Annotated in this window: 27 protein-coding genes; 2 read left to right on the plus strand and 25 right to left on the minus strand. The window is 33.1% G+C overall.

Features of this window, described 5'->3' with window-relative positions:
* Nucleotides 1-293: 293 nt before the first annotated feature.
* From LQU93_RS05380 to LQU93_RS05410, 7 genes are all read right to left on the minus strand, one after another.
* Nucleotides 294-3,689, minus strand: coding sequence for a DUF748 domain-containing protein (locus tag LQU93_RS05380; RefSeq protein ID WP_229932859.1), 3,396 nt, complete (start codon nt 3,687-3,689; stop codon nt 294-296).
* 76 nt (nt 3,690-3,765) lie between these two features.
* Complete coding sequence (locus tag LQU93_RS05385; protein ID WP_229932860.1) at nt 3,766-5,052, minus strand: dihydroorotase; 1,287 nt, start codon at nt 5,050-5,052, stop codon at nt 3,766-3,768.
* A gap of 3 nt (nt 5,053-5,055) precedes the next feature.
* Nucleotides 5,056-5,985, minus strand: a complete 930-nt coding sequence (locus LQU93_RS05390) for an aspartate carbamoyltransferase catalytic subunit (RefSeq protein ID WP_229932861.1) — start codon at nt 5,983-5,985, stop codon at nt 5,056-5,058.
* 3 nt (nt 5,986-5,988) lie between these two features.
* Nucleotides 5,989-6,219 (minus strand): hypothetical protein, encoded by a 231-nt coding sequence (locus LQU93_RS05395; RefSeq protein ID WP_229932862.1) that lies wholly within the window; start codon nt 6,217-6,219, stop codon nt 5,989-5,991.
* 2 nt (nt 6,220-6,221) lie between these two features.
* Nucleotides 6,222-7,232 carry a DHH family phosphoesterase gene (locus LQU93_RS05400; protein ID WP_229932863.1) on the minus strand — a complete coding sequence of 337 codons (1,011 nt, stop codon included), beginning with the start codon at nt 7,230-7,232 and terminating at the stop codon, nt 6,222-6,224.
* 13 nt (nt 7,233-7,245) lie between these two features.
* Complete coding sequence (gene flhA, locus LQU93_RS05405; protein ID WP_229932864.1) at nt 7,246-9,423, minus strand: flagellar biosynthesis protein FlhA; 2,178 nt, start codon at nt 9,421-9,423, stop codon at nt 7,246-7,248.
* Between the two features lie 4 nt (nt 9,424-9,427).
* Entirely contained in the window at nt 9,428-9,826 is a 399-nt protein-coding gene (locus LQU93_RS05410; protein WP_229932865.1) for an Rrf2 family transcriptional regulator, read from the minus strand.
* Between the two features lie 178 nt (nt 9,827-10,004).
* On the opposite strand from LQU93_RS05410, the gene LQU93_RS05415 reads away from it, so the two are divergent.
* Nucleotides 10,005-10,277 (plus strand): hypothetical protein, encoded by a 273-nt coding sequence (locus LQU93_RS05415; protein ID WP_229932866.1) that lies wholly within the window; start codon nt 10,005-10,007, stop codon nt 10,275-10,277.
* Nucleotides 10,278-10,382: 105 nt separating this feature from the next.
* On the opposite strand, the gene dnaK is transcribed toward LQU93_RS05415, so the two are convergent.
* The 5 genes from dnaK to LQU93_RS05435 are packed head-to-tail and all read right to left on the minus strand — an operon-like array spanning nt 10,383 to nt 13,934.
* Nucleotides 10,383-12,257, minus strand: coding sequence for a molecular chaperone DnaK (dnaK, locus tag LQU93_RS05420; protein WP_229932867.1), 1,875 nt, complete (start codon nt 12,255-12,257; stop codon nt 10,383-10,385).
* Nucleotides 12,258-12,292: 35 nt separating this feature from the next.
* Nucleotides 12,293-12,517 carry a hypothetical protein gene (locus LQU93_RS05425; protein WP_229932868.1) on the minus strand — a complete coding sequence of 75 codons (225 nt, stop codon included), beginning with the start codon at nt 12,515-12,517 and terminating at the stop codon, nt 12,293-12,295.
* 13 nt (nt 12,518-12,530) lie between these two features.
* Entirely contained in the window at nt 12,531-12,608 is a 78-nt protein-coding gene (gene grpE / locus LQU93_RS10030; protein ID WP_472843501.1) for a nucleotide exchange factor GrpE, read from the minus strand.
* 1 nt (nt 12,609) lies between these two features.
* Nucleotides 12,610-13,146: a nucleotide exchange factor GrpE gene (gene grpE, locus LQU93_RS05430; protein WP_229932869.1), complete on the minus strand. Its 537-nt coding sequence runs from the start codon at nt 13,144-13,146 to the stop codon at nt 12,610-12,612.
* A complete protein-coding gene (locus tag LQU93_RS05435) occupies nt 13,143-13,934 on the minus strand; it encodes an HrcA family transcriptional regulator (RefSeq protein ID WP_229932870.1) in 792 nt (263 codons plus the stop codon). Before LQU93_RS05435 ends, grpE (LQU93_RS05430) begins: the two co-directional genes overlap by 4 nt.
* Before the next feature lie 387 nt (nt 13,935-14,321).
* On the opposite strand from LQU93_RS05435, the gene LQU93_RS05440 reads away from it, so the two are divergent.
* On the plus strand, nt 14,322-14,570 hold the full coding sequence (locus LQU93_RS05440; RefSeq protein WP_229932914.1) for a helix-turn-helix domain-containing protein: 249 nt from the start codon (nt 14,322-14,324) through the stop codon (nt 14,568-14,570).
* A 2,380-nt stretch (nt 14,571-16,950) separates the two neighbouring features.
* On the opposite strand, the gene rplS is transcribed toward LQU93_RS05440, so the two are convergent.
* From rplS to LQU93_RS05505, 13 genes are all read right to left on the minus strand, one after another.
* The gene (gene rplS, locus LQU93_RS05445) at nt 16,951-17,307 is read right to left on the minus strand and encodes a 50S ribosomal protein L19 (RefSeq protein ID WP_229932871.1); all 357 of its coding nucleotides are present in this window, start codon (nt 17,305-17,307) and stop codon (nt 16,951-16,953) included.
* The gene (gene trmD, locus LQU93_RS05450; RefSeq protein WP_229932872.1) at nt 17,297-18,007 is read right to left on the minus strand and encodes a tRNA (guanosine(37)-N1)-methyltransferase TrmD; all 711 of its coding nucleotides are present in this window, start codon (nt 18,005-18,007) and stop codon (nt 17,297-17,299) included. The genes rplS and trmD overlap by 11 nt, the downstream gene beginning before the upstream one ends.
* Entirely contained in the window at nt 18,004-18,534 is a 531-nt protein-coding gene (rimM, locus tag LQU93_RS05455; protein ID WP_229932915.1) for a ribosome maturation factor RimM, read from the minus strand. The genes trmD and rimM overlap by 4 nt, the downstream gene beginning before the upstream one ends.
* Nucleotides 18,530-18,775, minus strand: a complete 246-nt coding sequence (locus LQU93_RS05460) for a KH domain-containing protein (protein WP_229932873.1) — start codon at nt 18,773-18,775, stop codon at nt 18,530-18,532. The genes rimM and LQU93_RS05460 overlap by 5 nt, the downstream gene beginning before the upstream one ends.
* A 3-nt stretch (nt 18,776-18,778) precedes the next feature.
* A complete protein-coding gene (gene rpsP / locus LQU93_RS05465; RefSeq protein WP_229932874.1) occupies nt 18,779-19,012 on the minus strand; it encodes a 30S ribosomal protein S16 in 234 nt (77 codons plus the stop codon).
* A 73-nt stretch (nt 19,013-19,085) separates the two neighbouring features.
* Nucleotides 19,086-20,426 carry a signal recognition particle protein gene (gene ffh, locus LQU93_RS05470; protein ID WP_229932875.1) on the minus strand — a complete coding sequence of 447 codons (1,341 nt, stop codon included), beginning with the start codon at nt 20,424-20,426 and terminating at the stop codon, nt 19,086-19,088.
* A 71-nt stretch (nt 20,427-20,497) separates the two neighbouring features.
* Nucleotides 20,498-21,256: an RluA family pseudouridine synthase gene (locus LQU93_RS05475; protein ID WP_229932876.1), complete on the minus strand. Its 759-nt coding sequence runs from the start codon at nt 21,254-21,256 to the stop codon at nt 20,498-20,500.
* Nucleotides 21,253-22,386, minus strand: coding sequence for a lipid IV(A) 3-deoxy-D-manno-octulosonic acid transferase (waaA, locus tag LQU93_RS05480; RefSeq protein ID WP_229932877.1), 1,134 nt, complete (start codon nt 22,384-22,386; stop codon nt 21,253-21,255). Before waaA ends, LQU93_RS05475 begins: the two co-directional genes overlap by 4 nt.
* Before the next feature lie 2 nt (nt 22,387-22,388).
* Nucleotides 22,389-23,099: a zinc ribbon domain-containing protein gene (locus LQU93_RS05485; RefSeq protein ID WP_229932878.1), complete on the minus strand. Its 711-nt coding sequence runs from the start codon at nt 23,097-23,099 to the stop codon at nt 22,389-22,391.
* A gap of 15 nt (nt 23,100-23,114) precedes the next feature.
* Nucleotides 23,115-23,837 (minus strand): Nif3-like dinuclear metal center hexameric protein, encoded by a 723-nt coding sequence (locus LQU93_RS05490; RefSeq protein WP_229932916.1) that lies wholly within the window; start codon nt 23,835-23,837, stop codon nt 23,115-23,117.
* Nucleotides 23,837-24,691: a glycine--tRNA ligase subunit alpha gene (glyQ, locus tag LQU93_RS05495; RefSeq protein WP_229932879.1), complete on the minus strand. Its 855-nt coding sequence runs from the start codon at nt 24,689-24,691 to the stop codon at nt 23,837-23,839. Before glyQ ends, LQU93_RS05490 begins: the two co-directional genes overlap by 1 nt.
* A 440-nt stretch (nt 24,692-25,131) precedes the next feature.
* The gene (locus LQU93_RS05500) at nt 25,132-25,542 is read right to left on the minus strand and encodes a hypothetical protein (RefSeq protein ID WP_229932880.1); all 411 of its coding nucleotides are present in this window, start codon (nt 25,540-25,542) and stop codon (nt 25,132-25,134) included.
* Nucleotides 25,523-25,993 carry a DUF3972 domain-containing protein gene (locus tag LQU93_RS05505; protein ID WP_229932881.1) on the minus strand — a complete coding sequence of 157 codons (471 nt, stop codon included), beginning with the start codon at nt 25,991-25,993 and terminating at the stop codon, nt 25,523-25,525. The genes LQU93_RS05500 and LQU93_RS05505 overlap by 20 nt, the downstream gene beginning before the upstream one ends.
* Nucleotides 25,994-25,999: the final 6 nt, after the last annotated feature.

Here is a 25,999-nt window from a genome sequence, read left to right on the forward strand (position 1 = left end):
AAAAAAGCAAAGTTAAAACTAATCACTTGCCACACCACAGCACTTACCGCACAATATTTTGCTTTAGCCAACGCAAAATAATCTCGCTTTAAATTTTGTGATATCCTAGCATTTAGACGCCATTAAATTTAAAATTTCATCAACTTTAATTTTGAAATTTTACAAATTTCTTTTATGTAGCTTTGCTAAATTTTCATTTTTAACAAAGTCAGAGTTTTTAAAATTTTATTCATGCGGCAAAAACGGATATAAAATCCATTTTAGCACAAAACAATTAAGCTTTTAAAACGCCATTATTTATTTATAATGCCCATAGGAACACCAACATAAGTATCCATTTGAGCTTTTACCTTTTGGATTTTGTCATTTAGCTTTATTTGATCGCTTGAAATTCCAGCCTTAAGCATCGCATTTTTTAAATTTTTAGCTCTATTTTTTGCTAAATTTTCTAATGTTGATTGTGAAATTTGACGCCCTTTAACTAACTCATTATAAACATCTTTTGGCGGTTTTTTAAACATTTTTGCAGCCATTTGCCTTATAATCTCATCATGACTTTTACTACTTCTACTAGCCATTATTGCTACATCTCTATCAAAAAGTCGCTTTTGAACAGCCAGTCTATCCACCACATCATCATAAGCCGGTGTTATAGTTAGCTCAATATCTTTTTTATCGTCTGTTATCTTTTTTAGTTTTTGTATTTTTGTGGCTTGTGAATGCATCATCTCATCACTTCCGGCCGTAAAATCAATATCAGCCAACTCATCAGCTCCCTCGATACCAAGCACACTACTTAATAGCCTAAATGGAGACGTCACAACATCAGTAAAAATTTGCATAATTGCACTAAATATAATGCCACCATAGCTAAACTCAGGATTATCCATATCGCCACGAACTGGTAAATTTAGCTTAATAATATTATTTGAGTCTTTAAGTATAGATATGGCAAGACTAAGTGGCAAACTCATCGCATCTGGTGCTTCTACACTATCGCCAAGCACAATAGTATCGATTTTTAGCTCGTTTTTACCATCCATTTTTGAATCATTAATCTTATAATCAAGAGATAAATCAAGTGTGCCAGCATCTATCTTACGTCCAACAAACGTCGCTGAATACGGCGTAACTTCGTTTAACTCAACATCTTTAAATGTTAGTTTAAATTCGCTTGATTTTTTAAAATCAAACACATCAACTCTAGCATCAATATTTGCACTACCGCTACTTCCAACAACGCCACTAGAAATAATAGATGTCTGAATATTTGGCTCTATCTTGTCAATCTTAGTGTTTAGATTACGTATTTTAAACAAAAATGGAAGCACCAAACTATCATCGCTAAAATCAACACCCATATTGTTTAATGCTACATTTGAAATCGAAACTACAAAATTATTATTGCTTGATTTTTTATCTTCTTGTTTGTTATTTAAATTTTCGTCATCATTTTTTTGTGATTTTTTTAACATGTTTGCTAAATTTAAACTTTTATCTTTGTATAAATGTGCCTTAATAAACGCATCATTTAAATCGGTTTTATCTAAGCTAAGTCCTTTTTCGTTTAGTTTTATACTATTTATTTTTAAGCTATTTGCACTTGCTAATCTATCCTTGGCTTTATCGGTAAGCAAAAAATTACTTAAGTTAAATTTAGCATCTAAATTATATGTTTTTGCCATCTTAAATTTGGCGTCTATCTCGCTTTTACCACTAATATCACCATTTATATACTGATTTACTATTTTATTTAATTTTGATAAATCGCTTAGTATTATTTTTGTATTTGTATCGATATTTAACGGCTTAAGTGACACTTTGCCATTTAGGTTTATATCTATTTTTTCACCAGTATTAGCCTTTAGATTTAGCAAAAATGGCTTTTTAAAGTCGCTTGAAAAATCTAAAATTTCAGCATTTTTTATATTTATCTCATGATTTAATGCCTCATTTAAAAATGTTTGCTTAATTTTTGACTTGGCATCTAAAATCTTAAAATTTTCAACACTTACTATAAAGTCACTATCATTTTGAACTTGCTTATTTGTAGTTTTGTTGCTTTGCTTTTGCGTTTTTGGCACAACTATACTATTTATAGATTTTAGCCCACTGCCACCTATCTCATCATTATAGACCAGCTTATTTAAGTTTATGTCTTTTATATGCAAAATATTATTTAAAAAATCTATCTCATCTATGCTAGCACCAGTTAAAAATAAAATTTTATCTTTATTTGAACTAATATCAATACTGCCAATGTCTATTTTAGATAAGTTAGAAGATATTTCGGTATTATTTAAGTCAAGCTTTAATTCTGTTTTAAGCTTGATAAAATCCATGCCAGAGTTGGTAATTTGCATATTAAAGCCATTACCCCCAAATCCAATAAGTCCAAATTTATCAACATCTATATTAAAATTTTTAAACCCATTTGTTACATTTATATCTGTGTCATTTATATAAAATTTCTCATTTTTTACAGAAAAATCGCCAGTTAATAAAGATAAATCATCAAGATTTATATTTGCAATGTTTGCATTTGTTGCATTTAAGTCATGATTAAAGTCAATATTTTGAACTAAAAACGTATTTAAATTTATATCCTTAGTTGCAGCATTATCAATCTTTAGTTTATCAACTTGACCCTTTATATTTAAATCATTATTTACATTTACATCTGCTAAAATATCAAAAATTTCTGCACTTTTTATCAAAATTTCATTAAATACAAGTTCATTAACAAAAATCCCACCAAGTTTTACATTAATATTTTGCTCGTTAGCAAAAGTAGCATTTATATCGACATTATTCAAACTTAGCTCATTTAAGTCTAGCAAACCACTTTGATCTTTTAGATTTATTTTGTGGAATTTAATACCAGCGTCTTTTAATTTAGCCTTTATACCATTGTCATCTAAGCTTAAGTTATAGCTAAGCTTTGTATCTACAAAACCATTTGTGACATTTAAATCACTACCGCTCATATAGCTTTGCCAAATTTTTACTAAATTTAATCCATTAAAATCAATGTCTCCATAAATCGTAAGCGGATCTAAATCAACTCCACCATCCCAATTAAAACTTTCAAACAAATTAGAATCAGTTGCAAACCTATGAAGTCCTATGCTATGATTTTTGATGTTTATATCTTTTATAGTGTAATTTAACCCATTAAATTTTGCTTCAAAAGGACGCTTTAGGCTATCATCTTTATATCTTATGCCACCATTTATTAGCTCAAAAACATTAAGAGTAAAGTTAAAAAAACTATCGCCACTTGAAGTTTCGTTATTATCATCGTTTGAAATAAAATTATCAAAGTTAAAGCCTAGATCACTATTTCGTTCAATATTAATAAATGGTTTTGTAAGTCTAAAAATATCTATATTTATATTTTTAGCAAAAATTTTACTAAAATTCATCTTTGCATCTACAGCATCCAAACTAACTAAATCGCTTGTTGTTTTTAGATTTATGCCAGTTGCATTTAGTTCGAATTTATATGGATTAAATTTAGCTGTTTGTATCGTAAGTGTTGCATTTTTATCGGCTATAAATTTTGGAACAATATCTTTTAAAATCCAAGGCACACCAAAAAATCCAAAAAGTGTATAAAATAACAAAAAGCCTATAAAAGCTATAAAACATATACATAACTTTTTATATTTAGCATAAAATTTTCTCATAAACAGCCTTTAAATTTTCATCGATTGTAGCCAAAAATATTAAACCAATAGCAAAGCGTGTGCAAAACTTACAAACTTAAAATTTTTGATTATAATAATCCCATACAATACGACCACTTTTGATAGTCATTATCGCCATGCCTTTTAATTTTTTATTAAAAAGCGGAGAATTTATAGACTTTGACTTATTTAAAGCTTTATCATAAATATACTCAATATCTGGATCAATAATTGCAATATCAGCCAAAAATCCCTCTTTTATCTCGCCCTTGTTTGAAATTTTAAGTAAATTTACTGGATTTTTAGAAGTAAGAGCAACCATTTGCTCTAAGCTTATCACACCTTCATCTACCAAACGCAAAGTAAGTGGCACTAGTGTTTGAAGTCCAATTATACCAAATGGTGCATGATCAAACTCGACACATTTTTCATCGTTGTGATGCGGCGCATGATCCGTTGCTATGACATCAATTAGCCCTGAGCTTAAAGCCTTGCGTATAGCCTTGACATCAGAAATTTCACGAAGCGGGGGTGATATTTTGTAGTTTGTATCATATGCGTTTGCTAAAATTTCATCATCACTAAATGTAAAGTGATGTGGGGTTGCTTCGCAAGTTATTTTTATGCCATCACGCTTTGCCATATCAATAATTTTTAACGAATACTCAGAGCTAACATGTGCGATATGAACGTGTCCGCCAGTAAGTTTTGCTAAAAGCATATCACGACTTACAGATATCTCCTCTTTTTCTCTTGCCATGCCTTTTAAACCAAGAATTGCAGAGACTTTTCCCTCGTGCATTACGCCTTGACGACACAAAGAGCAATCTTCTGAATGAGATATGCAAAAACTGCCAAACCCAGCCGAATACTCAAGTGCAGCCCTCATCACGCTTGAGCTTGATACTGGCAAACCATCATCACTAAAAGCAACAGCACCAGCCTCAAGCATATCGCCCATCTCAACTAACTCATTGCCTTTTAATGCCTTTGTTATGGCTCCAATTGGAAGTAGGTCGATAAGCCCAACGCTATTTGCTTTTTGTATCATTGCACGAGTGATACTTGCGTTATCATTAACTGGAGTTGTATTTGCCATAGGTAAGCAGGTAGTCACGCCACCGGCAACTGCAGCACGCGAGCCGCTTATGATGTCATCTTTATACTCTTGACCGGGATCTCTAAAATGAACGTGCATATCAATAAGTCCTGGCATTATATATTTGCCACTTGCGTCTATTACTAGGTCGGCGTCTTTTATATCCTTGCCAACATATACAATCAAATCATCTTTAATTAGCACATTTGCTTTTATTTTGGTATCTGCATTTACAACCAAGCCATTTTTTATTAAAATTTTCATAAATTAACCTCTATTTTTAATCAATGTGCTAAGAATAGCCATGCGTATCGCTACGCCATTTTCGACTTGATTTAATATAACAGAGCGGTTGCTATCAGCCACATCTGAGTTTAGCTCTATGCCTCTATTTATAGGACCTGGATGCAATATAATAGCATCTGGCTTGGCTAAATTTGCCCTATATTTATTTAAACCAAAAAATTTACAATACTCACGACTACTTGGGAAAGCCACATCCGCATCGCCACGCTCAAGCTGAATACGAAGCATCATGATAACATCTGCTCCCTCACATGCCTCGTCCATATTTTTTGCAACCTTACAGCCAAAAACATCAATATCCTTTGGCAACATCATGGCTGGACCAAACAGCCTAACATCCATATTGAAATTTTTCATAGCCCAAATATTTGAACGTGCCACGCGAGATCTAGCTATATCGCCTATAATTGCAACGCTTGTATTTTTGTCTAATGATTTGCCATTTTCTCGTATAGTGTATAAATCAAGCAGAGCTTGACTTGGATGCTCATTCATACCATCTCCAGCATTTACAATACAAGCATCTGTGTTTTGTGCTGCTAATAAAGCGGCTCCAGAGTTTGGATGACGAAGCACGATTATATCGCTTTTCATAGCTGCCATGTTTTTAATGGTATCAATTAAAGTTTCACCCTTATTTACACTTGAGCTTGAAGCTGAAAAATTTACAGCATCTGCACCAAGCCGTTTAGCAGCTATCTCAAAGCTAGTTCTAGTGCGAGTTGAGTTTTCAAAAAAGGCATTTATGGTAGTTTTACCACGCAGATAATCGCTCTTTTTAATTTCTTGATTGTTTAAAGCCTTAAACTCATCAGCACAGTCTAAAAAGTGTAAAATTTCAGCCTTACTAAGCCCACTAAGCCCAAGTAAATCTTTATGTTTATAGCCCATATCCTACTTCTCAAACAGCTTTGAATGATGTTTTTTAAGATACTCAACTATCTGTATCACCTCATCAACGCCCTCAGCTTGTGAGTCTTGCAACGCATCATCTATCACACTTACATACATCTCAGCCGCATCTTCTAACTTTGATTTTTTAACTCCAGCATAATATAAAAGCCCCTCTAAAACAACACTAAGCTCATAGCTAAGCTCTTCCACGCTCACATCATTTTCACGCATTTTTACTCCTTTGTTTTTTTATCTATTAGCTCAACCACTTGTGATTTTATGCTCTCATATTCAAAACCATCCTTAAAGGCATTAAATAATCCACCACTCGCATTTGCATGTCCGCCACCGCCGACTAAATGCTTTGCCATAGCACTTACATCAACCTTGCCATTTGCTCTAAAACTCATAGTTTTTTTACTTGTAATATCTATAAAAAAATCATAATCGTCATTTGCAACCAAAAAGTCATTACCAATAACTGACGTATTGCCGATGTTATACGTTAAAATTCCTCTAAATTCCTTATATGAAATTTCATATTTTTGCCTATTTTTGCTAAGCAAATCAACAACATAAGCCGAGATAAGATTACTTAAAGTATCATCTTTGTCTTTTTTGAAAAAATCCTTTTTTATCGCATGGATATGCATATCAAGTCCGATATAATCATTTTTGTCATTGAAAAATTTCTGAGCCTGACTTAACAAATAAAACATATAATCACTATTTTGCTCCTCAAACATGACTTTGTTGATATCCTTTGCATTTGCAATTAATCCTAGGCAAACCTTTCCCATCTCAAAATAATTATCATCTTTTAGCCAAATATCAACAGCATTTACTACATCGCTAAATAGCTTAAGCTTTGCATCTTCACCAAGCATTTTGCTAAAAAAATCATATGTGATTTTAGTAGCTGAACGCGAACTATCCAAAAAATACCATGCAAACTCACTAGCACACTCAGCACCAGTTTGATGATGATCTAGCAAAAATAATTTTGCATTTTTATCTTTGATTTTTTGCTCAAAATCCAAACATTGCTCTTTGCTTAAATTTAAATCCGTAATTAAAATCATAGCCTCTTCATCATCTAAAAGCGACAAAATTTGATTAAATTTCTCATCGATTTCTCGTCCATAATTTGAATTAAAATACCGCACATCTTTAAAATAGTGTTTTGTTATATATTGAGCACCATATCCATCTAAATCCGTATGTGAAAGGTGGTAAATTTTCATTGTTTTCCTTGTTTTATAAATTTTCTATTTCTATTGTGCCGACTGTTTCAAACGGCGTATTTGGAGATATTTCAGCAAAGCTAAGCACAACTATATCGATGCTAAAATTTTGCACTATGTCCGCAATAAATTTTCTAAGGCTTGGCTCAACGCACACTATCATCGCACCATTTTCACTTATAGGTCGCTTTTGTTTTGCCATACGCAGTGCCTGAACTATTGCTGAAGTTTGAGCAACATTTATCATTAAATGATACGCTCCGTCTTTATACTGAACAGCATCAATTAGCTTTTGGTGAGCCTGATTTTCTAATATATAAAAATTTAACTCACCTTTTTCATTTGCATGCATCGAAGTTATTACACGAGCCAAACTTGCCCTAACATGCTCTATAATCATGTCTAAATTCTTGCTTACTTCGGCTACATCGCTTATTGATTCAAGTATGCTTAGCATATCTTTTATAGGTATATTGTCTTTTAAAAGTGCTTTTAATACCTTTTGTATAAGCCCTATACTAGCCACTCTAAACGCATCTTCAACAATAACTGGATAGTCATTTTTAAGCTTGTCAAGTAAATTTTGCGTCTCTTGACGAGTGAGTAACTCAGCCGCATTTTGTTTTATTAGCTCACTCATGTGCGTTGAGATAACAGAGGCTGGATCTACTATCGTGTAACCACTTAGTATAGCGTCCTCTTTAACATTTGCATCAACCCATAAAGCATCTAGCCCAAAAGCTGGTTCTTTTGTAGGGATACCCTCGATATCTTCGCTAACTAGCCCACTATCCATGGCAAGAAATTTATCTGCATAAATTTCCCCCTGCCCTATTATAATGCCTTTAAGTTTAAATCTATACTCATTTGGAGGAAGTTGCAAATTATCACGAATGCGAATTTTTGGCATCAAAAACCCAAGTTGTGTTGCGATATTTCTTCTCATAGCACGAATTCTCTCTATCAAATCAACATCAGCAAGTTTTAACAACCCATATCCCAAATCAAGCTCTAAAATTTCAAGCTTTAATATATCATTTATCTTAGTTTCTTCCTCTCTTGCTATCTCTTCATCGCTTTTTTTATGTGGTTTTGCTGGGGCGTTTGATGCGGCGTTTGCACTAGCATTTGTGCCTTGCGTTGCCTTAATGCCATCTTTTTGAGCTACATCCGGTATGATTAAATTGCCATCTTGTGCTTGTTTAATCATATAGCCAAGACCCAAAAATATAAATGCTATAAACCCAAGCGAAAGCGTTGGCAAACCAGGAACTAACGCAAAAACAAACAAGATAAATCCAACTATCAAAAGCGTCTTATAATCACCCAAAAGTTGCTTTAGTGTCCCCTCGGCAAAATTATCATCATCCTTACTTGCTCTTGTTATTATTATAGCCGTTGCAGTTGATGTTATAAGGGCTGGTATCTGACTAACAAGTCCGTCGCCGATAGTTAAAATAGTATAGTTTTGTGCCGATGTTGCCATATCTAAATCAAACTGAAAGCTTCCTATCGCAAAGCCACCCAAGATATTTATAATCGTGATAATTATACCAGCTACTGCATCGCCTTTTATAAATTTAGACGAACCATCCATAGCACCGTAAAAATTCGCCTCTCCTATGATTGCTTGACGACGCTCACGTGCCGTTTTTTCATCTATCAAACCAGCATTTAAATCTGCATCTATTGCCATTTGCTTACCAGGCATTGCATCTAGCGTAAAACGTGCTTGAACCTCGGAAACACGCGTCGAACCTTTGGTTACAACCATGAAATTTATAAGCACAAGTATGCTAAAAACAATAATGCCTATAACGTAATTACCGCCTACAACAAACTCACCAAAGCTAGATATTATCTCGCTAACGGCGTCTGGTCCATTGTGCCCTTGGCTTAATATCATCCTTGTAGTTGCAATATTTAAAGACAATCTAAAAAGCGTTATAATAAGTATAAGCGTCGGAAATGTGGTTAAATCAGTAGGCTTTGGCACATAAATTGATATGAGTATGATAAGCACTGACAATGCCACAGAAATAGCAAGAAAAAAATCTAATACAGCAGACGGAAGTGGCACGATAATAATAGCAAGTATTGCCATTATAAGCCCAACTATACTAAGACTTTTAAATTTTATAATCGGAGCTAAAAATGGTGCAACTAACGTGATTATGTTGTTTTTTGCCATTTACTCACTTTGTGACGATATCTTTTAAGCTTATGTTATCTAGCATGTCATCTATCTTAAACTGAAGCGTATTAAACATATTCCACACTTGACAGGTTGCGGCCTTTGTGCAGTCGTTTTTTGAAGTTGAACACTCAAACACACTCATTGGCTTTTTTTCGACACATTCAATTATGCGTTTTATGCTAACGTCTAAAGCGTTTTGACTTAAGCTAAAACCTCCATTTGCACCTTTAAAAGAGTTTAAAATTTTATCTTTTGCAAGAGATTGTAAAATTTTAGCCAAAAAGCTTTTTGATATCTCTAGCTCATTTGATATACTATCAACATCTACTGGATCGTTTTGCTGTGAAATATAAATGAGCGAAAGCAAAGCATATTCACTCGCTTTTGTAAAAAGCATAATCAGTCCTTAAGTGTATTAAAATTTAGCACATATTTTATACAAAATTAGCTAGATTTTTTATTAAAGTATTTAATCACAAACCAATCTTATTTTTTATTTCATTAAAATTTTATTTATTTTTAAGTATGGGGGGGGGTAGAATGCGTTTTAAATTTATGCAAAAAGGAACAAAAACATGTATATAAAATTTAAAAAATGCGGACATAAAGAAAAGACAAATGTTTCATTTTTTGTAAAAATAATCGGTGCTTCACTGCCAGCTGGTGGCTTTTATGCTTGGGTTACTTATCTTTTTGCTGGGACTGGACTAGCGATGCCTATTTGTATCGCCATAGCAACTGGTGGCATAGCAATGTTATGTTTTAAAGATGAAATTGTTGCATGGATTATTGAAAAAGGCTATCAGTGTGAAAAATGCGGTAGCAAAGACTGGCAAGCGTGTGAATAAAAGTAGTTTGGTTAAAATTCAGATAGATATTTTTATAAAATGTTTAAAATACACAAATAATTTTAATTAAAATTTAGCGGATTTTACTCCGCTAAATTTCACACCTTACTCGACTTCGGCGTCGATTACATCATCATCTTTTTTCTTAGATTGTTCGCCACCAGCGGCATTTTCGTCTTTTTTATACATCGCTTCGGCTAGTTTGTGACTAGCTTCGCTTAGAGCTTTTACCTTCGCATCGATCTGCTCTTTTGTAGCACTCTCATCTTTTAAAGTTTCACGAAGTGCGTTTAGAGCCGCTTCGATATTTGCCCTATCATCAGCTGGGACTTTCTCACCTAGCTCATCAAGACTCTTTTGTGTCTGATGAACGAGTGCATCAGCTTGGTTTCTAGCCTCTACCGCCTCTTTGCGTTTAGCATCTTCTTCTTTGTGAAGCTCAGCCTCTTTTACCATTTTATTTATCTCATCATCACTTAGACCGCTTGAGCCTGAGATTGTGATGTTTTGAGCCTTACCAGTGGCTTTATCTTTTGCTGAAACGGTTAAAATTCCGTTTGCGTCGATGTCAAATTCAACTTCGATTTGTGGCACACCACGAGGTGCAGCTGGGATACCTTCTAGATTAAACTGACCTAGCGATTTATTGTCTCTTGCAAACTCACGCTCACCTTGGATAACATGGATAGTAACGGCACTTTGATTATCCTCAGCTGTTGAAAAAGTCTGATTTTTCTTAACTGGTATAGTTGTGCCCTTTTCGATAATTTTTGTCATCACGCCGCCCAAAGTCTCGATACCAAGGCTAAGTGGCGTAACATCAAGAAGTAAAACATCCTTAACATCGCCCTTAATAACCGCACCCTGAATAGCCGCACCGATCGCTACTACTTCATCTGGATTTACACTTTTGTTTAGCTCTTTACCAAACGCCTTTTTAACCTCTTCGCCAACAAGCGGCACACGAGTTGAGCCACCGACCATAACGATCTCTTTTATATCGCTCTTGCTAAGACCTGCGTCTTTTACGACTTCGTTGATTTTAGCTATAGTTTGAGCCACTAAACCATCAATCATACCTTCAAATTTTGCACGAGTTAGCGTTTTAACAAGGTGCTTTGGACCTGTTGCATCGGCTGTGATAAATGGTAGGTTGATGTTGCTCTCTTGTGCTGAGCTAAGCTCTTTTTTTGCATTTTCAGCAGCCTCTTTTAAGCGCTGAGATGCCATAACATCTGCTTTTAGATCGATACCTGTTTCGCTTTTAAACTCACTTGCGAGCCAGTCAATAACAAGGTTATCAAAGTCATCGCCACCTAAAAACGCGTTACCACCAGTTGCCAAAACTTCAACTACATTATCGCCAGTCTCAAGCACTGTTACGTCAAATGTACCACCACCTAGGTCATAAACTAAAATTTTCTCAGCCTCTTTTTTATCCAAACCATACGCCAACGCCGCAGCTGTCGGCTCATTGATGATACGAAGCACATTTAGCCCAGCTATCGTTCCAGCCTCTTTTGTCGCCTTTCTTTGGCTGTCATTAAAGTATGCTGGCACCGTGATAACAGCGTCTGTAACGCTCTCACCAAGATAAGCTTCTGCGTCTTCTTTTAGCTTAATTAGCACCTTTGCTGAAATTTCTTGCGGAGTATAGACTTTGCCTGAAATCTCAATCGCGCAAGCTCCGTTGCGATCCACAACATGATACGGAAGTCGCTCTTTTGCCTCACGTGCAGCATCTTCGTTACTCATAAGACCCATAATACGCTTAATAGAATAAATCGTCTTTTCAGGGTTTGTAACTGCTTGACGCTTAGCCACATCGCCCACCAAAACATCGCCCTTGTCGGTGAATGCCACAACAGAAGGAGTTGTGTTTTTGCCCTCTTTGTTAGGGATAACCTTGCTCTCGCCACGCTCATAAACGCTAACACAAGAGTTAGTCGTTCCTAAGTCGATACCTATAACTTTTGCCATTTTTTATCCTTTTTATTAAAATTTTATTTCTAAATTTAGATTATGCTATCATATCTGCCATCTAGTATTCTCCATGCACACATATACAATGCATGCCCGGACCGCTCTTTACCAGTTTTTTCAAAATGATATGGTGCATATAAATTTGCTGTTTCATAATCATGAAACTCACCATTTACTTTCATATAGTCCCTAATACATTCAAGCTCTTCTTTTGAATAAAGTTTTCCACTATCCTTTTTCTGCTTAGTTTTTGCCATTTTATACTCCTTGTTAGTTTGCTATACTAACCATTGCTGGACGCAAAACCCTACCATTTATCAAATACCCTTTTTGCATAACTTGAACGATGTTAGTTTGCTATACTAACCATTGCTGGACGCAAAACCCTACCATTTATCAAATACCCTTTTTGCATAACTTGAACGATCGCACCACTTTCGTGTGCCTCACTATCAACGCGCATTATAGCGTTATGCATGTTCGGATCAAATTCCACGTCTGTGTTAATAGTCGTTACACCATGCTTTTCAAGTGCCTTTTTAAACTCGCTTAAACTTAACTCTATACCCTCTTTTATCTTTTTTGAAAAATCATCTTTGGCTTGAAAATTTACGCCCATTTCCAATGCATCTATTACCGAAAGCAAATCACGTGCAAATTTCTCATTTGCATAACTTGCAATATCAGCCTTTTCTTTTTCAACTCGCTTTCTTAAATTTTCAAAATCAGCATTTGCTCTATAATATTTATCAGTTAGCTCAGCCACCTCTTTTTCAAGCTCAAGCACCTTTGAATTTTCGGCATTTAACCCATCAAAACTGATATTTTCACTCACGCCTTGATCGATTTCTTGCGTAACGTCTTGCTCTTTTATCTCTTCGCTCACGCTACCTCCCTTATTTGATTTATTAATTTTACATAATCACTATACACGCTTCCAGCACACACCATCGTAGAGTTTTCGCCACAAAATTTCACTCTCATTTTTATTCCCATATACTCATCTGCAAATATCGGAGTAAAATTTAGTCCATCACTCATACGGGTTAGAAAATTTGTCCTATAACGCTCGTTTTGAAAAATTTTATAAGCTAAAATTTCATTTTCACAAAATAAAATTTTTGCTCGTTTAAGCTCCGTAATTTTACGTTTTAGTTCGCTTAAACCAACTTGAGAACAGATAAACTCAAGTTTGTCTAAACCAACTTCACCAAGATTATGCAAAAACTTCTCAACCCTATAATCATACTTAAGCACTATCTCATCTTTGCTAAAATTTAATACCAAAAATCTATCATTTACATTTAAAATTTCAACCAAACTCTGCTCATGCTCAGCACAAATCATCATATAAACATCATGAGTATCAGCTAAAATTTTAAGCGAAATATCATCATTAATATCTAGCAACTCATCTGCAAAATCAACTCCATCAAAAATATCCATCCAGTAATGCTTCATTGCACCAATAGTCGGTATCCTGCCCCCGCTTATGTGAAGCTGAGTGATCGCACCCTCATCTGATAGCTTTTTAAAATAAACCCTTATGGTCGAGGCTGGCATCGCAACATCCATGCGAGAGCCAAGCTCAGATGAGCCAATAGGAGAATTATCATCAAGATAGGCTTTTATGATTGATTTTAATATCAAATCACGTTTGCTTAGCTTACTCACAACTTCTCCTTTAATTTTTACTCTAAATTTATAACAAATGCTTTGCGTAAAACAAAGCGTGTCATGACTACTTGATAACACTTTGCTCTAAATTTTAGCACTCTATATTTTAAATTGCTAAGTGTATTATACATAAATGAGTATAACAATGTCAAGACTAAATAAAATTTTTTATAAATTTTTAGTCTAATAGGCTCAATTTTTATAAGTTGATTTTATAAATTAAAACTATAAAATCATTAAAATTTTAGTTTTTTATACATTTTTTCGTATAAAATATAATATAAAACTTTTATTTATACAAATAAAAATTATATTTAATGCTAATTTATATGTATTTTATAAATTTTAATAGATATTTAATATTATTTAACGTATAATATGCAAATGATTGAAACAAATGACATATTTAATCTATTGCATAATGCTGTTGAGTCTAAAAATTTGGGAAAGAAAATTTCTCAAAATGATATGGCAAAACATTTAGGCATATCAATGCGGACGTATCAAGACTGGCGTCTTGGTAACTCAAAACCGCAAGCCGCCATTGCTGTTTGCAGATTACTTTGCGAATTAGATGATGATGATGTGTTATTTGTAATAAAAAAGATGAAAAAACTAATCGGAGTAAATTAATGCAAGGTTTAACACAAAAAGAACGCATAGAGCTTGAGAGCGTATTTGCAGCCATTTATACAAAAAAGGAGTCAAGATTTATATCATTTTATAAGTATTTTTACCATACTGGCAACTTAGCACTTAAGAACTTAAAATTAAAAATTAAAAGAAAAAATCGTAAATAAATTTAAACATATTTACTATTTAGATTATGTCTATCAAAACTAACATATCAGTGCAACTATGTTAAAAATTCATAAATTTTATTTAATCTAACACTTAAAACCCAAAAACATACCCAAAACTCAAATGAAAATACCCATTTAAGATTTGACACAAATACAGCATTAGCAAGGAAAATACCGCTGGGCAAATAAAAGATATACTAACTAAGTAAAGCTTAAGAATGATATTTCTTATGCAAAATTATAGTTTACTAAAAACCGTCTTTAGCACCAACTACCTGATAAAGATTGCTAAAATGTAATCAATAAGATAGTTAATTAGCTATCAATGAAGCTTTGTAAAGCCTATTTTGTGACAAGATTGGGTTTGGCGATTTTAAAAATTTTAACCAGTATTGCTGTATTTGCAGGACTTAATTAAAGATAGTAAATAATATTTTAATAAATGATGATTTGACAAACTAAGGCTAATAGAGAAGTGACAATGCCTAGCGTATGTACTACAGCCATTTTATCATCGATAGATTGCTGTTTAAAATGTAAAAAGCAAAAATTAATTGTGCCAAAACAATACAAAAACCATCAATAATAAAATTTTAAAATAAATCCATCAAAACAAACAAAATCCATAATCAAAAAACTCTTAGTTAATGCAGCAATGAAGTCATTAATACGCAACAAAACATTAAAAATTTAAAAAGCAGTCTTTAGATAAAATTTAAATTTTAAAACAAATATTTTGCAAAATAGATAATATATCTAGTTTTGCTTGTGTTTGTTATCATTATTCCTTAACTTAAGAAGTTTTAAAAAGTATTTTACTTTATAAAAATGTTTTATTCTAATTACAACTCAAAATAACTTATTGTTTTATTAAGAGTGTTTTGCTTGGCTTTTATAGCTACATTCACTCCATAAGCTTTAAACAAACCTACTTCATCTTTGCCATGCACCGCTTGGCTTTGGTTACTACTCTCATTCTTTGGGCTTGAGAAGTTTTACAAAAATATCACTTTGTGAGCAATTCACTTGTTTTCAAGGAAACATTTTATATATCATAATGTCTCATGATAACTTAATGATAAAAATGCTTCGAAAGACAACACGTAGAAATTTATATAAAAATCACAAACAAATATTATGAAAACTTTAAACTTAACTAAATATACTAAATGTTGCCATACAGTAAATAAAGTTATAAAATGCATAGTTTAAACAAAGCTTAAAATAATAATAAATTTTAAATTTGAATGTGTATTTGTAAATATTTTTAATTTTTTATCCAAAATATTGCAACCTTATTTTATAATTTGGTGCAAAATTAGCTATTTATATAAAATTTTTTCGCTATTTTTTCAATATTTAAAAGCTTGTAAGTATCATTGAATTTGGTCTTATAAGCATTTTAAACTACTTTTATGATAAAGTAGTCTTTTAAATTACAAGAACCTTTGTTCAGCAATTTCTTGTATTTAATAATAAAAGCAAAACTCTTAAATTACTCACTTTGGATACTTTCATAAAATTATTGCTAAAATTTTTCGCTCTTATTTTCTTTGCTTTCTCACGGATTTAACGATTAACAAAATCTAAGTAGCAGGTAAATTTCTTGATAATGATTTAAATATCATATTATGAATAGCAAAGCAAAATATACGCCTTTTAAATTTAAATCTAATTTTATAGCTTACTTACGCTAAATTTAAAACCAACTAAAAACAAATACGAATGAATAATAAAATACTGATAGTTTTTGCTAATTACTATAAGCAAGTTGCAATATAAATTATATAGATTTAAAATTTATTTTAAGACCTATTTTTAAAATAGTCTTATATTAAAAGCTAAATTTACACATAAATATAAATCTTTATCATATAATTAAAAAATAATAAAGTGCTTTAAAATATTAGAGTTGATCTAAGGTAAAATTTAGCGAAATTTACAATAAAACTTGCAAATCATAAGATGAAGTTGTGGTTAAGATTTAATGACCTTATCTTGGGCTTTAAAAACGCACTTTGTAACAACGTGATTTAAAAAATAAACACTGAAAATAACCCAAACAAAAAATTAACAAGTAAATATTAAGAAGTATCACAAAGAATAAAACAAGTAAAATACACTACATCGTATATTACTTGTATTACTATAAATTTAAGCTACTATAAAATAGAAAAAAGCTTGAAAGAAAAACTTTCAAGCAATGTGGATTATTTTCTAAGTTCGCGGATTTTAGCCGCTTTGCCACGTAAATTACGTAGATAAAATAACTTAGCACGTCTAACGCGACCACGTCTAAGAACACTTATCTCTTCAATACTTTCACTGTATATTGGAAAAATTCTCTCAACGCCTACGCTATTTGCACCAATTTTTCTAATAATAAAAGTCTCGCCAGTACCACTACCACGTCTAGCTATACAGACACCTTCAAAATTTTGAACCCTAGTTTTATCGCCCTCTTTTATGCGGATAGCAACACGAAGTGTATCTCCTGCACGAAAATCAGGCACATTTTTGCTTGCGATTTGAGCATTTTCAAATGCTTCAATGTATTTATTTCTCATGTGTTTCCTTAGTTTTTGGCATTATTTTTTGGTATAAATCAGGGCGAAAGTACCTTGTTTTACAAAGTGCCATAGTTTTTTTTAAAGTTCGGATATTAGCATGATTTCCCTTTAAAAACTCTGAAACAACTTCCAAACCTTGAAAAATATTTGGTTTTGTAAAAGATGGTGCTTCTAAAATTTCGTTTTCAAAGCTTTCAATATCAAGACTTTTTATATTTCCAAGCACTCCATTTACGTTTCTAGATATAGCATCAGCTAAACACAAGGACGCAACTTCGCCGCCAGTTAATATAAAATCACCAATACTAAAAATTTCATCAGCCCATGTCTCTATCACGCGCTCATCCACACCCTCGTATCTACCACAAACAAAACAAAGATGTTCCTTTTTAGCCAATCGTTTTGCATCATTTTGCTTAAACTTTTTGCCAACTGGACTTAAAAATATAAAATGAGTTGCTTTGTTTTTAAAATTTACATGTGTCAATGCATCATTTAATGGTTGAGCCATCATTAGTAATCCTGCTCCACCACCGATCATATAATCATCAACTCTTTTGTGCTTATCAATAGAAAAATCACGCGGATTTACATAGTCAATACTTATTAATGATTTTTCTATTGCACGATATAAAATCGAAGCATCAAAATACGAGCAAAGCAATTCTGGAAAAAGTGAAACAAAACTAAATTTCATGAATTTTCTAAAATTGCCTTTGAATTTTTTGTATATATTTTTTTATCTTTTAAATTTACATCAACCACAAAGTTATCAAGATAAGGAATATAAAAAGACTTTGGTAAATTTTGCTTTACTAAATTGGCATCTGTCGAGATTTCCAACAAATAAGTGCTTGTATTATCATCTATGTCCTTAACTACGCCTAAAATTTCGTTATTCTCAACAACACAAAGCCCCAAAATATCAAAATAAAAATATTCGCCATCCTTAAGCTTACATGTTTTTCGTGTTATATCTTTTGTTGTAAATAAAATCTTATTTGTTAGTGTTTTAGCTAAATCTACATCTTCATAGTCATAAAAAAGAACACTTTGATTTATTTTATCATATGCCTTTATAGTAAATTCTTTGCCATCTTTATCAAAAAAGATGGCACCACTTTTAAATTGCTGTATAAAGTCACTCTTGTTATGAAGTTTTAGATACCCCTTGAGTCCTACACTCTTGCCAAGAGTAGCAACTTGTAACAATTCATCATTAATTTTCAAGTGCTTTTACCGTTACTCTATAGCTTGTAGTATCTTTGGCTTTAAAACCAAGAATCACAGTCTTTATGGCGTTTATCATTTTACCATCTTTTCCAATAAGTTTGCCTGTATCTATTTTATCGGCAGTAATAACGACTTCAGCAAAATTTTCATCAAGTTCAATTCTTTTAACACTTACTTTATCTGGAAAATCAGCTATGAGTTTTGCATATTCTAAAAGAAAATTTTCAACCATTTATTATTTATCTTTTGTAATTTGAGCTACTCTATCGCTAAGTTTAGCACCAACACCTTTCCAGTATGCCAGTCTTTCAGCATCAAATTTTACAACCTCTGGCTCAACCATTGGATTATAGTATCCAATACTCTCAATCCATCCACTATCACGTCTTTTTCTACTATCTGTTACAACTATACGATAAAATGGTCTTTTATTGCGTCCCATTCTTGTTAGTCTTACTACTGTTGCCATATCATCTTCTCCTTTAAATTTTTAAATAAGGCTTAAATTTTAATACATCAAAATACTAAAATTTAAACCCATTTTATCTAGGTCTATTCATATTGGCTTGACTTAACATATTTGCTAAGCCCTTCGCTCCACCTTTGCCTGAAAATTTCTTAGCTAATTTTGAAGCATTTTCAAACTGTTTTAAAAAGCGGTTTACCTCCATTTGACTAAGACCAGCACCAGCCGCCAAACGTCTTTTTCTACTATTATTAAGCAAATCAGGGTTTTCACGCTCTTTTTTTGTCATAGAATTAATCAAAGCCTTGATATGAACTATCTCTTTTGAGTTTTCTAAATCGATATCTTTTATCTGATTAGCTACATTTGTAAGTCCTGGTATCATACCAATAAGCGACTTCATAGAGCCTAATTTTTTAACACTCTCCATTTGTTCTAAAAAGTCATTAAAGTTAAACTGACCTTTTTTTATCTTTTGATTTAATCTTTTTGCCTCTTTTTCGTCAATAATCATACTTGTTTTTTCAACAAGAGTAGCTAAATCGCCCTCACCCATAATGCGACTTACAATTCGATCAGGTATAAAACTCTCCAAATCAGCTACTTTTTCGCCTATACCAACAAATCTAAGCGGTATACCAAGCTGTTTTGCTATACTTATAGCTACGCCACCCTTGCTATCTGAGTCAAATTTTGAAAGTATGACACCACTAATTTGTAAAACGTCATTAAATTTAGAAGCTGATTTAACACCATCTTGACCACTCATCGCATCAGCAACATAAAAAATTTCATGCGGATTTAAAGCTGTTTTTACATCTTTTATCTCACTCATTAGGGCTTCATCTATTGCTAAACGACCAGCTGTATCAACCAAAAGAACATCATAAAGTCCAGTTTTTGCCTTATTTAACGCCTCGGTTGCTACTTTTATCGGATTTGTTTCATTTTCTATAAAGAACAGATCTATCTCGTTTGCTTCGCAAAGCTGACGAAGTTGCTCAACAGCAGCTAAACGTTGCAAGTCACAAGCCGCAACCAAAACCTTTTTTTTACGGAGTTTTAAATAATTTGCAAGCTTAATAGTAGTCGTTGTTTTACCAGAACCTTGCAGTCCTGCCATAAGCACGATGGTTGGTGCTACTTGAGCATAGACAAACCCCTGATTTCCTGGGGCTGTTAAAATTTGAGTTAAATTTGATTTAATTGCATCTAAAAATTGCTTTTGTCCGATACTTTTTTGCTTCATATCGGTTTCAATACTTAACAACAAATCCTTGGTAACTTTATGATGAACATCAGCTTTTAAAAGTGCTTTTTTAAGCACATCAAGAGCATTTTTTATCGCTTTTTCATCATCTACAAAACGCACTTTGCTAAGTGCAAGTCTAAATGATTCGCTAATTTGTTCAAACACTACTCATTACCTTTTCATTAAAATTTATTGTATAAAGGGCGTATTTTACAAAAAATATTCTTTATCAACTATTAAATTTCAAACTTTCTTGAAATTTCAAACCCAAAAGAAGAAAATTCATCAGGCAAATATGACTTAAAATTATACCCCAAAAATTCCATCTTAAATGCATGCAAATACATTCTATTTGACCTATTTTTGCCATATTTTTCATCGCCTACTATTGGCATATTTATACTAGCAAGATGCACCCTAATCTGATGAGTTCTACCAGTATCAATTAATACTTTTACAAGACTTTTTTTACCAACAACCATAAGTGGATAAATGCGAGAAACTGCACTCTTGCCATCTTTTGAAATTTTTGATATTGCACCACATTTGCCTTTTATGGTAATAATTGGCTCATTTACAATAACATCTTCGCTAACGATACCACGTACGATCGCAACATATGTCTTTTTTACACGCATTTTTTTAAATTCTTCTATTGCTACTCTGGCAAATTCATCATTTTTAACAAGCACCAAAACACCGCTGGTCTCTTTGTCTAATCGATGAAGTAAAGGCGTTTTGTATATCTCGCTTATTTTTTCACTTGTAATAAATGCTGGTTTATCAATAGCAATTAAATTTTCATCTTCAAAAATAACTCTTGGTTTTGGTAAATTTTGCACGTTAAATTTCGTAGAAATATTTATTAAGGCTCTTGCAATCGCGATTTTTTGACCTTTTGCATATACTAAACCACTATCGATTAACTCTTTTGCTTTATTATTTGATATTCCTTCTTGCAAAGCCAAAAGCTTATATGCTTGTTCTTGTTTCATGCCTTTCCTATCTCATTTATTATCATTTTTAAATCTGCTTTGTGTGTAACTTTGCACTTTTTCAAATCATTCTTTAAAAGCGATGAAATTTCATTAAATTTTGCAAAATAAACATTGCTAACAAGTGCGTATAATGCTTTTTGATTATGTATATATTCGCCACTTATTAAAGCATTATTAAATACAGCGATCTCAACAGGATTGTGCCCACCAACACCTGGCACAAAACTACCGCCAAGCACGACCACATCGCTTATAGCATATAAATTTACTAATTCGCCAAGCGTATCAAGTAGCGTTATTTTTGTTTTAAAATTTCCACTTTTGCTAAATTTTGCAAACTCATAGTTATTAATTTTTGAAAAATTTAATAAAATTTCAGCAACTTCATCAAATCTCTCTGGATGACGCGGTGCAACAACCAATCTATCACTTTCTGCAAGCTCTAATCCATCAAGCAATAGCTTCTCTTCTCCTTTATGAGTGCTTGCTAAAACCACCAAACGCCCATTTGGTTTTTCGTATATTTTTGTTGGGCTTGGAGTGTTTGCTGATTTTATATTTCCGCTTACAATTATATTGTTTGCACCAAGTTTTTCTAAACGACTCTTGTCAATTTCACTTTGTACATAAACTGTGTCAATATATTTAAAAATACGCTTGTAAAAAAAACTAAATTTCAAATATCTTTTATAACTTCTATCTGAAATTCTCGCATTTACAAGTATTACTTTTGCACCTTTAAATTTTGCCATAAAAACCAGCATAAGCCAAAGTTCAGCTTCAAATATCACTAAAATTTTACTCTTTTTTAACCAAAATGGCAAAAATATCTCAAACGGCAAAAATCTCACATTTTCGCAAATTTTAATCGCTTCATCAAAACCCGTCTTGGTTATTACACTTATTGCTTTATCATCAAACTCATCAAAAAGTGGCTTTAATGCCCTAATCTCGCCAAAACTACATGCATGAAAATGCACTCTTGCTGGTTTAAAACTAGGATTTTTATACAAAAAAAACCTAGCAGGAATACTAATTTTATACTTTTGTTTTAAAGATAAAATTAGTAAAAAAATAGCCCCAAATAACCACAAAAATAGGGCTAAAAAATAGTAAATTACTACCAAATTTACTCTTGTGTTTCTTTATATAAAATTCTACCACAATGCGGACAAGTAACTATGTCTTCACCTTTTATTACAGCCGAATATGTTTTATCATTTATTTGCATAAAACAGCCATAACAAGCCTGTTTTTTAACAGGAACAACAGATGTATTTCTAGCCCATTTACGTATTTTTTCATAAAATGTAAGAATTTTCTGATTCATTTCGCCAATTAGTTTATCTTTTTTCATATAAATTTCTTTGCGTTCTTTTTCTATACTCTGCAACTCCGATGAAATTTCAGCTTCTATTTTTATCAATTCATTTGAAATTTCAGCCACTACTTTTTCAAGCTCCTCTTTACTTTCTGTTTTATTTGCCTCAATTTTTTCAAGTCTTTGTATCTCTTCATTTGCGGCTTGAAGTTGCTCTTTTGCTATCTCCTCTTCTAAATTAAGAGCTTTTATTTCCTTTTCACTTTTTGCCTGAGAACCCTTTTTAGCAACCTCTTTTATCTTTGCTGCAAATTCTGATATATGAGTATTTGTCTTAGCTTTTTGTAATTTTAATTCTTCTAGATTTTCATCTATATTTGCTATTGCAATATTTGTTTGTTCTAGTTTTTCTTTTGTAGTCCTTAGTGTTTTTTCAACACTTTCAACACGCGGTATAAACTCATCAATCTCTTTGTCAAATTTAGAAAGCTGAATTAACTGCTCTAAATACTTGTTCATATGTTTCCTTTTGAATTAATAATAAGTAAATGGATTTTTTGAATTAGATATTATAACTTCTATTTTAAAATTTTGCAAATATTTTGCCAAAGATGCCCCAAAATACGCTTCGCTCTCATAGTGTCCGATATCTATTAAATTTAGCAAATTTTCCTTTGCTTCAAGAGCTTGGTGGTATTTTAAATCACCAGTTAAAAAGGCATCGGCTTTAACTAAATTTATCATATCCCCACCACTGCCAGTGCAAACTGCTATGCGTTTTACTCGCTCTTTTGCTCTTACACAGCGTAAAATTTCTAAGTTCATTTTTGCTTTTACAAACTTTACTAGCTCATCAAAGCTCATATCAATATCAGTGTAAGCCAAAAACTCATCTTTTTGCGTGATTTTAAGTCCTAAAACTTCACTTACAAAATACTCATTTAGCACGGCTTTATCGTAGTTTGTGTGAGCTGCAATTAAGCTTATATTTTTTTTAATCATTAAATTTATAAGATTGCTTGGGTAGCGAGTAAAATCAAGCGACTTTAAGCCCTTAAAAATTAGCGGATGATGTGCGATGATAAGTGAGTTTGGCATGGCATTTTGCAAAAACTCACTATCAATATCAAGTGCAAGATAAATACGTTCAATCTCATCATCAAACGAGCCAATCAAAAGCCCTGAGTTATCCCATGCTTCTTGCGTGTCAAATGGTGCGATCTCATCTAAAAATTTATAAATTTCACCAATTTTGATCATTTTTCTTGACTTTTTAAATAGGTCATCGCACACGACTTGGCAAGTTCGCGAATTTTTAGGATGTAGTCTTGACGCTGTGTTACGCTAATCGCCCCACGCGCATCAAGGACATTAAAAGTGTGAGCCGCAAGCATACAATAATCATACGCAGGTAGTGAAATCTCAGCCTCTAAGCAGCGTTTGCACTCGTTAAATGCGTTTTCAAATTGAGCAAAAAGCATATTTACATCAGCCACTTCAAAGTTGTATTTGCTCCACTCAAACTCGCCTTGTTTATGCACGTCTCCATAGGTTACAACGCCGTTTTTATCATCCCAAACGATATCATAAACGCTGTCAATATCTTGCAAATACATAGCAAGTCGCTCAAGTCCGTAAGTTATCTCGCCACTTATTAGCTCACACGCTATACCGCCAACTTGCTGAAAATAGGTAAATTGTGTCACCTCCATGCCATCTAGCCAGACTTCCCATCCAAGCCCCCAAGCACCCAAAGTTGGGCTTTCCCAGTTATCTTCGACAAAGCGAATGTCGTGCTTTTTAAGATCAAGTCCAAGCCGCTCTAAGCTTTTTAGATAAAGCTCTTGGATATTTTCTGGGCTTGGTTTGATTAAAACTTGAAACTGATAATACGCACCCAAGCGGTTTGGGTTCTCGCCGTATCTGCCATCAGTTGGGCGGCGAGATGGCGCGACATAGGCAGTCGCCCACGGCTTAGAGCCTAAACTTTTTAAAAATGTCGCTTGATGGTAAGTCCCCGCACCTGCTGGCATATCGTAAGGCTGAACTATCACACAGCCCTGCTCACGCCAGTAGTTTTGTAATGTCAAAATAATCTCTGAAAATGTCATTTTTATCCTTATTTTATCGATATATAAATTTCAACTTTATCTTTAAGTATTTTTCAAAATCGCTCTTGCAAACTCGCTCTAGCTTTGAGTTTTGAAAAATTTTCAAATCGTACTTCATAATTCTCGCACAGCTTTACGTTCGTGCCGTTAGTGCCAAACAAAGCGTATTTAGCACTACGCTTACACTCACTTTTTCATAAACACCTCGCGGAAGAGTTTTGTGTCAATACAAAGTGTAAAAATCCACTAAAATCGCTCTCATAATCACAGTAAATAGCATAAATTTCATCAAATCAGTTGTAGCTAGAGCTTAAAAACTCTTGCCATAAATTTGCGTTTTTTGGTTTTATTCATCTTATATTTTCTGCGTTTTTCGTGCAAGTTTTAACTTCTTAAATTCAAAATTCTCGCCTACTTTAAACCACTCTTCAAAATGCTATTTAAACCTTAAAAATATAATTTGCCACGCCCACACGCAAGCAATCATCAAAATTCTCAGGCTTTGTGCCACTATAAATGCTTTGAATTATCAGTCCTTTGTCGTAAAACTCACTAAATTTTATCTCAAAACCGCTTCCTTCCAACTCCTTACCCATAGCTTCGATGGCTGAAATTTCAAATCCTTCAAACTGCACAATCATCGGCATTCTTCTAAGCTCCAAATCAAGTGTGACAGGATCGGCACTTGGGATAAATTCTACACTCTCGCCACCTTTTTTGCCAACGACCACAAACCACTCGCCACCGATTTGTAAAAATACCTGATTTATCTCATCGCCAACAGTATGAATAAACGAGCTTTCAAGCTCTTTGCCATGTAAATTTGCCAAACTAGCCATTGAAATTTTCAACCGCCTTGTTCCACATTAATTTATATTTTCGTTTTAAAAACTCAATCTCTTCTTGCGAGTGTTTAAGCTGTGCTGTTAGCGTATCTATGGTCTTTCTATCCTCATCGTAAAGCTCTTGCATCGAGTAAAGTGCCTCTTTTAAAAATTTATTCTCATTGCGTAAAACATCAAGCGTTTCATCTTTGGCATCAAGGACTTTCTCGTGTAAATTTAGTATCGTGCCGATAGTCTTTTCTACAAAGCTCTCGCCTGGCAACGCATTCATATTTACACTTAAATTTGAACTTGTAGTTGGCACGATGCTCATTGTGCCTTGGCTAGCTTCGATGTAAATTTCGCCATCTTCTTCTGTTTTTGTGTTTAAAACGCCACGCTCTATCATGCCCTCTATGACTTCACGCTCTAAATGCACAAGCTTACAAAACTCATCTATCTTTAAAAAAGTCTGCATTAATTC

Source organism: Campylobacter majalis (genome assembly GCF_905120465.1).
GTDB lineage: Bacteria > Campylobacterota > Campylobacteria > Campylobacterales > Campylobacteraceae > Campylobacter_A > Campylobacter_A majalis.

Coding starts and splice junctions, on each gene's coding strand:
- LQU93_RS05380 (WP_229932859.1), bottom strand. CDS start 3,689: ATGAGAAAATTTTATGCTAAATATAAAAAGTTATGTATATGTTTTATA.
- LQU93_RS05385 (WP_229932860.1), bottom strand. CDS start 5,052: ATGAAAATTTTAATAAAAAATGGCTTGGTTGTAAATGCAGATACCAAA.
- LQU93_RS05390 (WP_229932861.1), bottom strand. CDS start 5,985: ATGGGCTATAAACATAAAGATTTACTTGGGCTTAGTGGGCTTAGTAAG.
- LQU93_RS05395 (WP_229932862.1), bottom strand. CDS start 6,219: ATGCGTGAAAATGATGTGAGCGTGGAAGAGCTTAGCTATGAGCTTAGT.
- LQU93_RS05400 (WP_229932863.1), bottom strand. CDS start 7,232: ATGAAAATTTACCACCTTTCACATACGGATTTAGATGGATATGGTGCT.
- flhA (WP_229932864.1), bottom strand. CDS start 9,423: ATGGCAAAAAACAACATAATCACGTTAGTTGCACCATTTTTAGCTCCG.
- LQU93_RS05410 (WP_229932865.1), bottom strand. CDS start 9,826: ATGCTTTTTACAAAAGCGAGTGAATATGCTTTGCTTTCGCTCATTTAT.
- LQU93_RS05415 (WP_229932866.1), top strand. CDS start 10,005: ATGTATATAAAATTTAAAAAATGCGGACATAAAGAAAAGACAAATGTT.
- dnaK (WP_229932867.1), bottom strand. CDS start 12,257: ATGGCAAAAGTTATAGGTATCGACTTAGGAACGACTAACTCTTGTGTT.
- LQU93_RS05425 (WP_229932868.1), bottom strand. CDS start 12,517: ATGGCAAAAACTAAGCAGAAAAAGGATAGTGGAAAACTTTATTCAAAA.
- LQU93_RS05440 (WP_229932914.1), top strand. CDS start 14,322: ATGATTGAAACAAATGACATATTTAATCTATTGCATAATGCTGTTGAG.
- rplS (WP_229932871.1), bottom strand. CDS start 17,307: ATGAGAAATAAATACATTGAAGCATTTGAAAATGCTCAAATCGCAAGC.
- trmD (WP_229932872.1), bottom strand. CDS start 18,007: ATGAAATTTAGTTTTGTTTCACTTTTTCCAGAATTGCTTTGCTCGTAT.
- LQU93_RS05460 (WP_229932873.1), bottom strand. CDS start 18,775: ATGGTTGAAAATTTTCTTTTAGAATATGCAAAACTCATAGCTGATTTT.
- rpsP (WP_229932874.1), bottom strand. CDS start 19,012: ATGGCAACAGTAGTAAGACTAACAAGAATGGGACGCAATAAAAGACCA.
- LQU93_RS05475 (WP_229932876.1), bottom strand. CDS start 21,256: ATGAAACAAGAACAAGCATATAAGCTTTTGGCTTTGCAAGAAGGAATA.
- LQU93_RS05485 (WP_229932878.1), bottom strand. CDS start 23,099: ATGAACAAGTATTTAGAGCAGTTAATTCAGCTTTCTAAATTTGACAAA.
- glyQ (WP_229932879.1), bottom strand. CDS start 24,691: ATGACATTTTCAGAGATTATTTTGACATTACAAAACTACTGGCGTGAG.
- LQU93_RS05505 (WP_229932881.1), bottom strand. CDS start 25,993: ATGCAGACTTTTTTAAAGATAGATGAGTTTTGTAAGCTTGTGCATTTA.